Annotated in this window: 10 protein-coding genes; 4 read left to right on the forward strand and 6 right to left on the reverse strand. The window is 39.0% G+C overall.

The features are described 5' to 3' along the window. Nucleotides 1-7: 7 nt before the first annotated feature. From IPO46_10185 to IPO46_10195, 3 genes are all read left to right on the forward strand, one after another. The gene (locus IPO46_10185; GenBank protein ID QQS62470.1) at nt 8-3,967 is read left to right on the forward strand and encodes a PAS domain S-box protein; all 3,960 of its coding nucleotides are present in this window, start codon (nt 8-10) and stop codon (nt 3,965-3,967) included. Nucleotides 3,968-3,978: 11 nt separating this feature from the next. After that, on the forward strand, nt 3,979-4,605 hold the full coding sequence (locus IPO46_10190; GenBank protein ID QQS62471.1) for a response regulator transcription factor: 627 nt from the start codon (nt 3,979-3,981) through the stop codon (nt 4,603-4,605). Between the two features lie 88 nt (nt 4,606-4,693). Beyond that, on the forward strand, nt 4,694-5,119 hold the full coding sequence (locus IPO46_10195) for a response regulator (GenBank protein QQS62472.1): 426 nt from the start codon (nt 4,694-4,696) through the stop codon (nt 5,117-5,119). 129 nt (nt 5,120-5,248) lie between these two features. On the opposite strand, the gene IPO46_10200 is transcribed toward IPO46_10195, so the two are convergent. From IPO46_10200 to serC, 5 genes are all read right to left on the reverse strand, one after another. Beyond that, entirely contained in the window at nt 5,249-7,030 is a 1,782-nt protein-coding gene (locus IPO46_10200; GenBank protein QQS62473.1) for a long-chain fatty acid--CoA ligase, read from the reverse strand. Between the two features lie 85 nt (nt 7,031-7,115). Next, nucleotides 7,116-7,781 carry a YceI family protein gene (locus IPO46_10205; protein QQS62474.1) on the reverse strand — a complete coding sequence of 222 codons (666 nt, stop codon included), beginning with the start codon at nt 7,779-7,781 and terminating at the stop codon, nt 7,116-7,118. 51 nt (nt 7,782-7,832) lie between these two features. After that, nucleotides 7,833-8,828 (reverse strand): tetratricopeptide repeat protein, encoded by a 996-nt coding sequence (locus IPO46_10210; protein QQS62475.1) that lies wholly within the window; start codon nt 8,826-8,828, stop codon nt 7,833-7,835. Nucleotides 8,829-8,914: 86 nt separating this feature from the next. Continuing rightward, complete coding sequence (locus tag IPO46_10215; GenBank protein QQS62476.1) at nt 8,915-10,150, reverse strand: DUF1015 domain-containing protein; 1,236 nt, start codon at nt 10,148-10,150, stop codon at nt 8,915-8,917. A 46-nt stretch (nt 10,151-10,196) separates the two neighbouring features. After that, on the reverse strand, nt 10,197-11,261 hold the full coding sequence (serC, locus tag IPO46_10220; GenBank protein QQS62477.1) for a 3-phosphoserine/phosphohydroxythreonine transaminase: 1,065 nt from the start codon (nt 11,259-11,261) through the stop codon (nt 10,197-10,199). Nucleotides 11,262-11,425: 164 nt separating this feature from the next. Between serC and IPO46_10225 the strand changes: the two genes are divergently transcribed. Next, on the forward strand, nt 11,426-12,004 hold the full coding sequence (locus IPO46_10225; GenBank protein ID QQS62478.1) for a nitroreductase: 579 nt from the start codon (nt 11,426-11,428) through the stop codon (nt 12,002-12,004). A 5-nt stretch (nt 12,005-12,009) separates the two neighbouring features. Here IPO46_10225 and IPO46_10230 read toward each other — a convergent pair whose 3' ends face one another. After that, on the reverse strand, nt 12,010-13,554 hold the full coding sequence (locus IPO46_10230; GenBank protein QQS62479.1) for a YifB family Mg chelatase-like AAA ATPase: 1,545 nt from the start codon (nt 13,552-13,554) through the stop codon (nt 12,010-12,012). Between the last annotated feature and the right edge of the window lie 65 nt (nt 13,555-13,619).

Genomic DNA, 13,619 nt, shown 5'->3' on the forward strand with positions numbered 1-13,619 from the left:
AAAGCATATGGAAAGTAAAATAACCGATGCAAGGATAAGGGTGATATTTATCATCGCTTTTGTAGTTATTAGTGCATTTCTGGTATTTACATTTTCTAATATGTATAAAGCAGAAACTTCCAGCAGCAGCGTTAAAAGTTCGCTGGATTTTTTATTGCAGTTAGAGCGCACCAGTATTGACCTAAATGCCATGGAGGCCAGCCAAAATGCATTTGCAGCATCCGATGATAAATTGCTGCCTCCTTATTATGATAATTTTAACAAACTCCGCAGGGATACAACCCTTTTGGCAGCATTGAAATTTAACGATGCTGTTTCCAATAATTACCAGACCGAACTGTTATCGCTTCTCAATAGAAAAATGCTCCACTCCAAGGAGTATGTAGAAATTTTAAAACTTTACGGAGCCGATTCGGCCAGAAGCTATATGGATTTGGGGAGGGGAAAAATGCAATTCGACAATGTTATTTCATTTATCAGCCAAATTGAAAATAACAGGAGATTTGAAATGGAACAGTCCAACATGAACTTAAAAAAATATGCTAGCCGTATCAGTTGGGAATTTTTTGCATTGGTGCTGCTTTTTCTTGGAATTCTATTTTATAGTTTCAAAACCATCAACAGGGAGTTTAGAAAATGGGAGGAAAACGACCATGCCCTTAGGTTTAATGCCTCCGTAGTTCAAAACATGTCCGACCCGGTAATTACCATTGACAGAAATTACAAAATTACCAACTGGAATAAACATGCAAATGAATTATATGGGTATACCGAAGATGAAGTAATTGGCAGGCATGTAGGGGAGTTGTTACAATCAAAGTACACATTTCCAACTGATGAAATAGAGAAAACATTACAAACAAATGGTAATTGGAAAGGTGAAGTGGAGCACCAGCATAAAAATGGAACTACGATTTATGCCGAAATGTCTATTTCTGAAATTAAAAGCGAAACCGGTGAAATACTGGGTATTGTAGAAGTATTGAGGGATATTACCGAACGTAAAAAACTCCAGCAGGAATTGCTCATGTTAAATGAAAACCTCGGGCAGCAGGTAAAAGTAAAAGCTGCGGAACTTACCGCAGTGTTTGAAAGGATAACCGATGCATTTATAGCTCTGGATAACAACTGGAATTATACTTACCTGAATAAAATGGCCGCCATAATGCACAATAGGTCAGAAGGCGAGCTTGAGGGCAAAAATATTTGGACCGAATACCCAGAGCTGGTGGGCGGGGAATTTCACCATTACCTCTACCTCGCAAAAGAAACACAGCAACCCCAGCGTGTGCAGTTGTATTATGATAAAGATGGCAAATGGTACGAAGATTTAATTTACCCCACCCGGGATGGTATATCTGTTTATTACCACGATATTACCGAAAGGAGGGAAGCAGAAATTGCCCTGGAAAAAATGCATGAACGCCTGCAATACCATATCAATAATACGCCTATGGCTTTTATTGAAATGGATAGCAACCCCAGGGTAATACAAGGCAACGAAAACGTAGAAAAAATATTTGGGTGGACAGAGGATGAGTTGCTGAACAACCCTCAAAGTTTTTGGGAGCTCATTTACAAAGATGATATATCCATTGTGCAAGATTCTATTACACAATTGGTATCTAACAGCAGCAGTAAAAATATTTTTACTGCCAGGAGCATCACCAGGCAGGGTAAAATTATTTATTGTGAATGGTATAATTCAGTGTTAAAAGATAAGGCAGGCAAGCTCATAGGCATTATGAGCCTTGTGCTGGACATTACAGAACGCAAGAAATCTCTGGAGCAACTGGAGCTTTCCGAAAAAGCGTTACAAATATCCAATGAAAGGTTTATGCTTGTGGCAAGGGCAACAAACGATGCCGTATGGGATTGGGATTTTTCCACCGGTACAATTTGGGGCAACGACAGCTATTGCGAAATTTTTGACTTAAAAGATACCAATGAATACAGTTTCGAAAAATTTATGGAACACTTGCATCCTTTGGACAGGGAACCCATGATCAACAATTTTAGGAATACTTTAAAAAAACGAAACAGCTTAATTACCGAGGAGTATCGGCTACAAACCGCAAAGGGAAACTGGCTTACTTTCTATAACCGGGCCTATATTTTGTATAATAGCGAGGGCAAAGGCTACCGTATGCTCGGTGCTATGCAGGATATTACCGAGTTACGAAAATCGGCAAAACAACTTACGTTCGAAAAAGAACTTTCCGACTCCATCATCAATAGCCTGCCCGGTATTTTTTACCTTATGGATAAAAAAGGTAAAATATTTCGCTGGAACAATAACCTTATAAAAGTAACAGGCTATAGTTACGATGAAATAAAGTCCATGAATGCCGTAGATTTTTTTATAGACAAAGAAATGGCAATAGAGAAAATAAATGCAGTTTTTTTAATAGGCGAAAACAGTCAGGAAGCCCAGCTTGTTTTGAAGAACGGGCAGTGGGTGCCTTATTATTTTACCGGTATAGCTATTATGTACGAAGGCGAAGAGTGCCTTATGGGTGTTGGTATTGATATTTCCGAAAGAGTAAAATCGCAAAAAGAACTCAAGAAAAGTGAAGAAAATTTCAGGATGTTAATTGAACAGGCTTCCGATGGAATTTTTATTTGCGATAGGTACCTGCAATACCTCGATGTAAATACCAGCGCAACAGTACTCACCGGTTACTCCAAAGAAGAATTACTGCAAATGAATATGTTTGACCAGGTTATTACTGTAGATCCGGAAAGTAGCGACGCTTTGCTTATGGACGATTTGTTTAATGGCAGTGTAGTAATTAGGGAAAGGCAAATGCGTTGTAAAGATGGAAAAATAATTGATGTGGAAATAAGCGCCAAACTTTTGCCCGATGGCAGGTTCCAGGGAATTGTGAGAGATATAACTGCCAGGAAGGCTGCTGCAGAAGCCCTGCGGCTTTCGGAAAATAAATATCGCTTATTATTTACACAAAATCCTATGCCTATGTGGATGCTCTCTTTGACCGATAACAGCCTTGCCGATGTAAACCCTGCTGCGCTTACATTTTATGGCTATAGTAAAGATGAATTTTTGCAAATGAAAGAAAACGATTTGGTAAAAAGCAGCATTAATTTATTGCAGGTTAAACAACCGGGTAAAGATGAAGCCGGCATTTGGGAGCACAGTAAAAAAGACGGCACTAATGTTAAAGTAAATATCATTGCACACGATATAATTTATGAAGATAAACCTTGTAAGCTGGTTTTGGCAAATGATGTAACCGATAAAATAGAAGCCGAAAAAAACCTGCTTAAGTCGCATGAAGAGTTGCGGCAACTGGCTATCCACCTGGAAAACATAAGAGAATCAGAGCGTACCCATATGGCAAGGGAAATTCATGACGAACTGGGCCAGCAACTTACCGGGTTAAAGATGGATATATCCTGGCTTAATAAAAAAATAAAATCAGAGGATGAAGAAATTAATCAAAAAATTAAAGATACCATTTCTTTGATAGACAGAACCGTAGTAACGGTAAGAAGGATTGCCACACAATTGCGCCCCAGTATTTTAGATGACCTTGGCCTTATTGCCGCAATGGAATGGCAAAGTGAAGATTTTGAAAAAAGGTCGGAAATACCTACTTATTTTTCAGCCAATGTATTAACCTTATTGGTAAAGCCTGAGATTGCCACCGTGGTTTTTCGTGTTTTTCAGGAATGCCTAACCAATGTACTTAGGCATGCGGCTGCCAACCTGGTAGAAGCAAACTTAATGGTTGACGAAAACAGGCTTGAACTTACCATAAAAGACAATGGAAAAGGGTTTAACCCATCTGAAATAGAAAGCAAGAAAACGCTTGGGTTACTGGGTATGAAAGAAAGGGTTTTGCTCATAGGTGGAACTTATCAAATTACCAGCGAGCCCGGAAAGGGAACCTTAGTAAGAATAATTGTACCTTTAGGCGTTCAGCAACAGGTTATCGCATCTTAAACATTGGATACATGAGGTTTTTAATAGCAGACGATCATACTATAGTTCGTAGAGGGCTTCGGCAAATATTGCTTGAGGGTTTCCCCGATGCAGAAATTGAGGAAGTACCCGATGCCGAAGAGCTCATAAAAAATACCATACAATCCGACTGGGATATTATTATTAGCGATTTAAGCATGCCCGGAAGAAGTGGCCTTGAAGCACTGCAACAAATAAAACAAATTAAACCAAAGATCCCTGTGCTTATTTTAAGCATTCACCCTGAAGAGCAATATGCATTGCGTGTGCTGAAAGCAGGTGCAGCTGGTTATCTAAGTAAAGATTTAGCTCCGGATGAATTGGTAAATGCCGTTAACAGGGTTTTACTGGGCAAAAAATATATTACCGTAAGCATTGCTGAAAAACTGGCTTCGGTATTGGACCAGGATTCCGACAAACAGCCACATGAATTATTATCCGACAGGGAATTTAGTGTGCTGAAATTGCTGGCTACTGGTAAATCGGTATCGGAAATTGCCGAATCAATGTTTTTGAGCGTTACAACTGTAAGCACTTACAGGGCAAGAATAATGGCGAAGATGAACCTAAAAACCAATGCCGACCTTATTTTATACTCTATTGAACATAAGTTGCTGTAAATAAGCATATTGTTTGTAGTATTTGTTCTACTCTTAAATCTCAATTTCCACTTTAACTTATTGGCTTTCTCTCTACAACTCGTTAAAAATGTTGCAGTTACTTTTGTGGCTGAAAACATTTACCGAGTTAATGAATAATACCATGAGCAGTACGAGGCAGGCTTTAATAGTTGACAGCGCCGAAGTTGTTGCCAGCCGCCTGCATGATATGTTAGATGAATTAAATTGTTTTGAATCTATTGCCATTGCCGACAATTATTCAGAAGCAATGCATGAAATAGATACCAATTTACCCGATGTTATTTTACTCGATATTAATTTACCCGATAATAATGGGATTGCTTTATTAAAAAGGATCAAGGAGTATCACCCTGCTCTTAAAGTAATTGTTCTTACGAATAAAAGCGGGGATAATTACCGCACGCTTTGTGAGCAAATAGGTTCCGATCACTTTATTGATAAATCCAGGGATTTTGAACATATAACATCCATTATCAAGTCTTATGTAGCCTGATTTTATTGGCTCCGTTTTAAATCGTTCTAAGAAAAACAAACCATTGTAAGCCTGCATGAAGCAGGCTTCTTTTTTTTGCGAAAGTATTTTTTACAAAAAAATTATTAATCTTAATTATTAATTAAAAAGTTAAACATATATTCTGTCCACTGCAGATTTAAATTTTTCCATAATTACTCTTCGCTTAAGTTTTAACGTTGGGGTAAGTTCGCCGGTATCAATCGTCCACTCTTCGGGCAGCAATTCAAATTTTTTCACCTGTTCCACATTATTAAAATATTGGTTAAAGCTTTCTACAATTTCTTTATATAGCTCTAATACCTTTGGGTGGTTTACTGCATCTGTAACTGTGGTAAACGATATACCCTTAAGCTGCATCCATTCTTTTAAATTAGGTAATGATGGAACAATTAGTGCACCCACAAACTTCCTATCGGCGCCCACAACCATCATTTGTTCAATAAATGCCGACTCCTTCATTTTATTTTCAATGGGTTGCGGCGCTACGTATTTGCCGCCACTGGTTTTAAAGAGTTCTTTTTTACGATCGGTAATTTTCAAAAATATACCGTCTTCCATTACCCCAATATCGCCGGTATGTAACCATCCGTTAATAATGGTTTCTGCAGTTAAGTCGGGCCGTTTATAATATCCTTGCATTACACTTGGCCCTTTTACACAAATTTCACCATCGGGTTCTAGCTTCACTTGCTGGCCTTTTAACACCGGGCCAACGGTACCAAATTTTACCTGCTTACGGGTGTTTACACTTATGACCGGGCTGTTTTCCGTGGGTCCATATCCTTCATAAATAGGAATTTTTGCAGCAGTAAAAACCCTTAAAAGCCTTACCTGGCATGCAGCGCCGCCGGTGATAATAAATTCAATATTATTGCCTAATGCTTCACGCCATTTACTAAATATCAGTTTATTGGCAATGGCAAGTTGTAATCGGTAACTCATGTTGCCTTTATTGATACTGTCATATTTATTGCCCAATTCAATGGCCCAGTAAAATAATTTCTTTTTTATGCCGGTTAGTTCAGCGCCTTTTAGCATAATTTTTTCATACACTTTTTCTAAAAGCCTGGGCACTGTACAAAATAATTGCGGTTTTATATCTTTTAAATCTTCACCTATGGTTTCCAGGCTGTCTGCATAATAAATAGAAATGCCGCTATTAAAATAAATATAAGAAACCATTCTTTCAAAAATATGGTTAAGCGGTAAAAAACTCAGCGCCTTTGCATGGGTGTGCAAAGGGAAAGGAAAACTTTCAACTGAGTTCATAACATTAGAAACTATATTGTTGTGGCTCAGCATTACACCTTTGGGTTTTCCTGTAGTGCCCGATGTATAAATAATTGTGGCGCAATGCGAGGGCAAAATTTCCTGCTTGAGTTTTTCTACTTTTTCTAAATCTTCCTGTGAAATATTTTCGAGCAATGATTTCCAGGATGTAGCAATACCATCATCATCAAAACTATAAACTTCTTTTAAAGAAGGGGTCTGATGTTGTACGTTATTTACTTTTTCTAAAATATCTTCTCCGCTTAAAAACACATATTTTACTGCGGCGTCATTAAAAATAAACTCAAGCTCCAATGGGTTTGTGGTAGGATAAATTGGGCATAGCGCAATGCCAATTTGCTGGCAGGCAAGGTCAAGAATCAACCACTCTGGCCTGTTGCGGGAAATTAGTGCTACTTTATCCTGGTTTTCCACCGTCATATCATTGCCACTTAACCCCAGTTTCATTAGCCCTGCGCTTAGCCTGTTTACAAGTCCGGAAACGTCTTGTGTGCTTAATGGCGCCCATTTCCCATTCACTTTACTGGTGAGCATATCTGCTTTGGGAAAGTTTTTTAACTGAAAATAAAAAAAATCAAAAAGCCTGGTTACTTCATTCATAAGAAATTATATAGCAACTAAGATAATAAAAAAAAAGCCACCCTTTTCAGGATGGACTTTTTTATTTAACCCTTAAAACTAAAAACTAATTTTTACTTGCACTTAGGGTAAGTTGTATGTTTACTTCCTTGTTTATGATCCAGTCTTTGGGGTTTCCCGGGCCTTTATAATTTATTCCCCAGCGGGTACGGTCTATATTAAAATTGGCAAAAGCGCTTGCGGAATTTGCATCAATGGTAACTTTTGCCGGGAAGCTTATGTTTACGGTACTGTCTTTTATAGTTAGGTTACCTTTAATAATATTTGTAGCATTTTCCAGCACCGAGGTTTTGCCAGCAGAACTATCAACTACAAAAGGCGCTACAGAAGTAATTTCAAATTTTGCAGTAGGGTATTTTGCAGCATCAAAAAAGTCGGGACTTTTTAAATGACCTTCAAGTTTGGCCTTATCGGCGCCGTCTTTAATATCGGTATCGGTTAAAGAAGTTATGTCTATTACAAAAGAACCGCCGGTTAATACATTGTTTGCGGCATACAATTTTCCATCTTTTAATTTAAAAGTACCGGTATGGTGCTGCGTGGGTTTGCTGCCCGTCCAGGTAATGATACTAGCCGAGTCCAGAGAATAGTTTTCACCAGAAACCTGAACAGATTCCTGCTTTTCTGCAGTTTCCACTGTATCTGCTTTTTGGCTGTTTTTGCAAGTGGTAAAAAGAGTAATGGCAGTAATTAAGAGAAAGGAATTTTTCATAATAAGTGTTAGCTGTACAAAAGTAAAGATAAACTTTGAGCTGAAAAATTATTAATGGTAATATTGCCCGTTGGGGATTTTAAATACCCTGGACTTTTGAAAGTTATAAAAGGTTTTACTTTCATCGGCATGGGTATTGGTCCAGTTTTGGTAAGCAGGCAGGCTTTGAACGGTGCCAAATAGCCATTGGTTGTAAGCATCAAATAAACCTTCTCTCAAAAGCTGTTGCTGGTATTCAAATAAACGGTAAGGAAAATTTTTGCTGTTGGCAAACCAGTCTAATACAAACCTTGCCCTTATCATTGCAAGTGAAGAGGTATTAATACCCGTTGATGCCAATGCAGATTGCTTGTTCATGCATTGCAGGTATTGTATTACAAAAGGATTTTTATTGGTATTGCCCAGTTCAATATTGGCCTGCTTGAATAATTGCTTGTAGCCGTCTAATAAAAGCTGTTTAATTTCGGGTGCATTTGGCCCAAATGGATCCATATTGATAAAAATTTCGGCATATAATAATCCCCACACGGTATTACCGGTATAGTAATAGTAACGTGATGCATTAAAATAATTACGGCTGTAAGAAGGCTCTGCTTCTATGCCTTTTTCCCAATTTTTAATAGCCTCTTTACTTTGCAGCCTCCATTGTACTTCTCCCAGGTCGTTAAACAATATCCCGCTTTGCGGAAATTTTTTTAATCCTTTCCGGTACATTTTTTCGGCATCTTCCGGCCGGCCAGATTGCCGGTATATACTTCCGGCTATTTGAAAAGACTGGTCATCGGCCTGCGGCATTTCCAAAACGGGCTTTAAAGTTTCTAAAGCTTTATCATAGTCGCCCTTGTAATATAAATTTAAGGAGAGGTCTTTTAATACGGCAATATTTTGCGGTTCCATTTGCACCGCCCGGTTTAATACCAAAATAGCATTGGCATAATCGCCCTGGCGCATAAAATTTTTTGCGGTTTCCTGCAGTTCAGTTACGGGTTGGCTATAAACTAAGGAAAAACCCAGTTGTAATACTATTACGAGTAACAGTTTTTTCATTACGAGTAAAGATAAAAACTATTCTTTTAAAAAACCGTTAATCTAATAAGGCTAATTATTAAGTAATTTTTTTGAATAAATAATTTTTAATCAGCATTAATAATATGGGTGAGCAGGCCATCTCTTAATTTGGGTTCAAACCAGGTGCTTTTTGGGGGCATTACGTCCCCGCTGTCGGCTACAGCAAAAAGCTGTTGCATACTTACCGGGTATAAACTTATGGCCAGTTTCATTTCTCCGCTATCTACTCTTTTTTCTAATTCTTTTAAACCCCTTATACCGCCTACAAAATCTATTCTTACATCGGTGCGCTGGTCTGTGATGCCCAGTAATGGCGTAAGTATATGTTCCTGCATGATGCTTACATCCAAAATGCCTATTGGGTCTTGTTTCCATGTTCCCGGTTTTGCCGTAAGTTTATACCATTGCTTTTCCAGGTATATGCCAAACTGTTGTGGCGCTTCGGGCTTGAAAATTGCCGTTTGGTTTTCTATGGTAAAATTTTGCTCCAGCTTTTGTAAAAAATCCTCAGCGTTTAATCCATTTAAATCTTTTATTACACGGTTATAATCCAATATGGCCAATTGGTTTGCAGGAAATAAAGTAGTTAAAAAATAGCCCGCAGCCAGTGGCGCATTTTTGCCCAATGCTTTACGCACTTTGGCAGCAGATGCTGCCCTGTGGTGGCCATCGGCAATATAACTTACCGGCACCTGGGTTTTAAATAATTGAGTAATGGATGCAATAGTTGCATCATCATTAATTACCCAAATGCTGTGCGTTACATTATCCTCAGAAATAAAATGATACTGGCAGTTTTTTTCATGCATCCATTTATTCAAAAGTTCATCTATTGCCGCTACATTTTTGTATGCTAAAAATACATTTCCTGTTTGTGCGCCAATGGCCATCATGTGGTCAATACGGTCTTTTTCTTTATCGGGCCGGGTAAACTCATGTTTTTTAATAAGGCCATTTTCATAATCATTTACACTGCTTACACATACCAGGCCTGCTTGGCTGTGGTTGTTCATTTGCAGTTTGTACAAATAATAACATGCTTTGCTTTCCTTAAATAAAATTCCCCTGCTTATAAATGCGCTAAGGTTTTCCTTTGCTTTTTCATATACCTGAGCACTGTGGGTGTCAATATCTGCAGCAAGGTCAATTTCGCTTTTGGTAATATGCAAAAATGAATTGGGGTTACCCTGTGCTTCAACTTTTGCTTCTTTGCTGTTCAGTACATCATAAGGCCTGGAGGCTACCGATTTGGCAACCTGTACTTCGGGCCTTAATCCTTTAAACGGGGCGATAGTAATCATTATAATGCAAATATATTATTGGGCTGTACAGCCCGGTGAAAGAAATCTAATATTTATGTTCAAAATTGTTCATGGCTTTAACCAATACTTCAACGCTCCTGCTTTCAAGTGCATTATACAGCGAAGCCCGGAAACCACCAACACTCCTGTGGCCTTTTATACCCACAATACCCAGGGGTTGTAAATATTCTAAAAATTGTGCTTCTGCAGCTTTATTATCCATTACAAAACATACGTTCATTTTGCTCCTGTCTTCTTTTGCTGCAGTGCCTTTAAAAATTTTGCTATTGTCTATGGCATTATAAAGCATTTCAGATTTTATATTGTTGCGTTTTTCCATTTCTGCTATGCCGCCTTCTGCTTTTAACCAGCGAAGCGTAAGCAGGCAAACAAATACGGCAAAAACAGGAGGTGTATTGAGTATACTTTCTTCCGCAATATGGTTGCGGTAGTCCATCATTGTGGGGATGCGGCGTTTTACTTTTCCTAAAATATTTTTGTTTACAATTACAATATTTACCCCAGCAGCGCCCATATTCTTTTGTGCTCCTGCATAAATAAGGTCAAACTGGTTAAAGTTTAATTTACGGCTTAAAATATCGCTGCTCATATCAGCTACCATACTATTGCTGGTAAACGGTATATTTTGCCATTGCGTTCCGTAAATGGTATTATTTGTGGTAATGTGTAAAAATTTTGCATCATTGGGTACGGCAAAATCTTTTGGAATATAGGAATAGTTTTGGTCTTTAGAGGAACATACTACATCCACTTTGCCAAATAGTGCTGCTTCTTTAATGGCTTTGGCTCCCCATACACCTGTATCGGTATAAGCTGCGGTTTCTTTATTATCCAGCAGGTTCATGGGCACCTGCATAAATTGCGTTGAAGCCCCGCCATGTAAAAATAAAACCTCATGGTTATCATCAAGGCTCATTAGTTCTTTTACCAATGCCCTTGCTTCTTCCATTAGATCTATAAAACCAGGTGTACGGTGGCCAATCTCTAAAATAGATAAGCCGGTATTATTAAAGTTAATAACAGCTGATGCCGCCTGTTGAAACACAGATTGCGGTAATACAGATGGCCCGGCATTAAAATTATGTATCAAGGAGTTTATTTTAAGGGCGCAAAGCTACGAAATACCCTGCAAAGCCGGTAGTTCAATTTCCTGCCTGATATAGGCTGGCCTCTAAAGCAGCACAAAATTTTTATTACCCTTTTCGAAAAATTAGATAGTTACGTAGTAGTAAATTTGCCAAAATTTTTTTTTACATGCAAGCAGCAGCACTCAATGAACTTATACGCAACCGCAGATCGGTATTTACAAAGCAATTTGTTGCGGGCAAACCCATAGATGATGAAATAATAAAACAAATACTTTGCAATGCCACCTGGGCGCCCAACCATGGCCATGCAGAACCTTGGCAATTCACCGTTTTTTGTGGCGAAGGATTGAAAAAGCTGGCCACTTTTCAAAGTGAGTTTTACAAAAAAAACAGCGGAGAAAATTTTTTGCAGGGCACCTATGAAAAATTACAGCAAACGCCATTGCTTGCTTCGCATATTATTGCTATTGGCATGAAACGTACCAGCACAGGAAAAATCCCCGAAATTGAAGATGTGGAAGCCGTTGCCTGTGCCGTTCAAAATATTTATTTATCGGTTTCGGCTTATGGGCTGGGTGGTTACTGGACAACCGGTGGTGTTACTTACAAAGAAGAAGCCAAATCATTTTTTAATTTGACGGCAGAAGATAAATTGCTGGGCTTTTTTTATATTGGCCATGTAGCTGTTCCCTCTGCTCCTGCAAAAAGAAAATCTATCGAAGAAAAAGTGAATTGGGTTACATAAAAAATTTAAGCGCCCCAGCCTTCCCTGTCGAGGCTGCGGTAATGAATGGCTTCGGCCAAATGCTCCGGTAATATATCAGGTTTACCGGCAAGGTCAGCTATGGTTCGGCTTACTTTTAAAATGCGGTCGTAAGCCCGGGCGCTAAGGTTCAGGTGTTCCATGGCTTTTTTTAAAAGGGTTTGCCCGGCAGTGGTAATTACACAAACTTCTTTAAGCATTTTACTCGTTATTTGTGCATTGGCGTAAATGCCATCCTGTAGTTGATACCTTTCGGTTTGTATTTCCCTGGCTTGTATCACCCGGTTACGTATGGCTTCGCTTTTTTCAAATTCTTTGGCTGAAGAAATTTCACCAAATGCAACCGGGGTTACTTCTACATGCAGGTCAATTCTGTCTAATAAAGGCCCCGATATTTTGCTTAGGTATTTTTGCACCACACCTGGTCCGCAGGTACATTCTTTTTCCGGATGGTTAAAATAACCGCATGGGCAGGGGTTCATGCTGGCAATTAGCATAAAACTTGCCGGGAAATCAAGCGCTACTTTTGCCCTGCTGATGGTTACTTTTCTTTCTTCCATCGGTTGGCGCATTACTTCTAATACGGCACGTTTAAATTCGGGCAGTTCATCTAAAAATAAAACACCGTTATGCGCTAAAGATATTTCACCGGGTTGTGGATTGCCGCCGCCTCCCACCAGAGCCACATCGGAAATAGTGTGGTGAGGGCTTCGGAAAGGCCGTTTATTGATGAGTGTTGCATTTTCGGGCAACTTACCGGCTACACTATGTATTTTGGTGGTTTCCAAAGCTTCAAATAAACTCAATGGTGGCAATATAGTAGGTAAACGCTTTGCCAGCATGGTTTTTCCGGCTCCCGGCGGGCCAATTAAAATAGCATTGTGACCGCCAGCTGCTGCAATTTCCAATGCACGCTTTATATTTTCCTGGCCTTTAACATCGCAAAAATCAATATCAAAATTACTTTGGGCATAAGCAAATTCTTCTCTTGTATTTACGGTTACTGGCGTTAATTTTTTATCGCCGTTAAAAAAATTCACTACATCATTTATGTGTTCTATGGCATACACGTTAAGGTTATTAACCATGGCGGCTTCCCTTGCATTTTGTACAGGTACCATCAGGCCTTCAAAACCTTCTTTGCGTGCTTTAATGGCAATGGGTAAAGCGCCTTTAATGGGCCTTACCGAGCCATCGAGGCTTAGCTCTCCCATTATTACAAAACGTTCCAGGCGTTCCGGTTCTTTAATTTGATCTGTTGCGGCCAGGGTACCAATGGCAATAGGAAGGTCAAATGCCGTACCCGATTTTTTAATGTCGGCCGGCGCAAGGTTTACCACCAGCTTTGTACGGGGCATGTAAAAATTATTGCTCTTTATAGCGCTCTCAACTCTTTGCAGGCTTTCTTTTACGGCATTATCGGGCAGGCCCACAATATAATAATGCTGGCCTTTAGCATCCACATTCACTTCTACCGTAATGGAAATGGCATCTACCCCATATACTGCACTGCCAAAGGTTTTAATGAGCATGGGTACATTTTGTTTATTGCTAATGTAGGCAATTTTTAAAACATTACTTTAGAAACATATCATTT

This window comes from Chitinophagaceae bacterium, assembly GCA_016699815.1.
Taxonomy (GTDB): domain Bacteria; phylum Bacteroidota; class Bacteroidia; order Chitinophagales; family Chitinophagaceae; genus Ferruginibacter.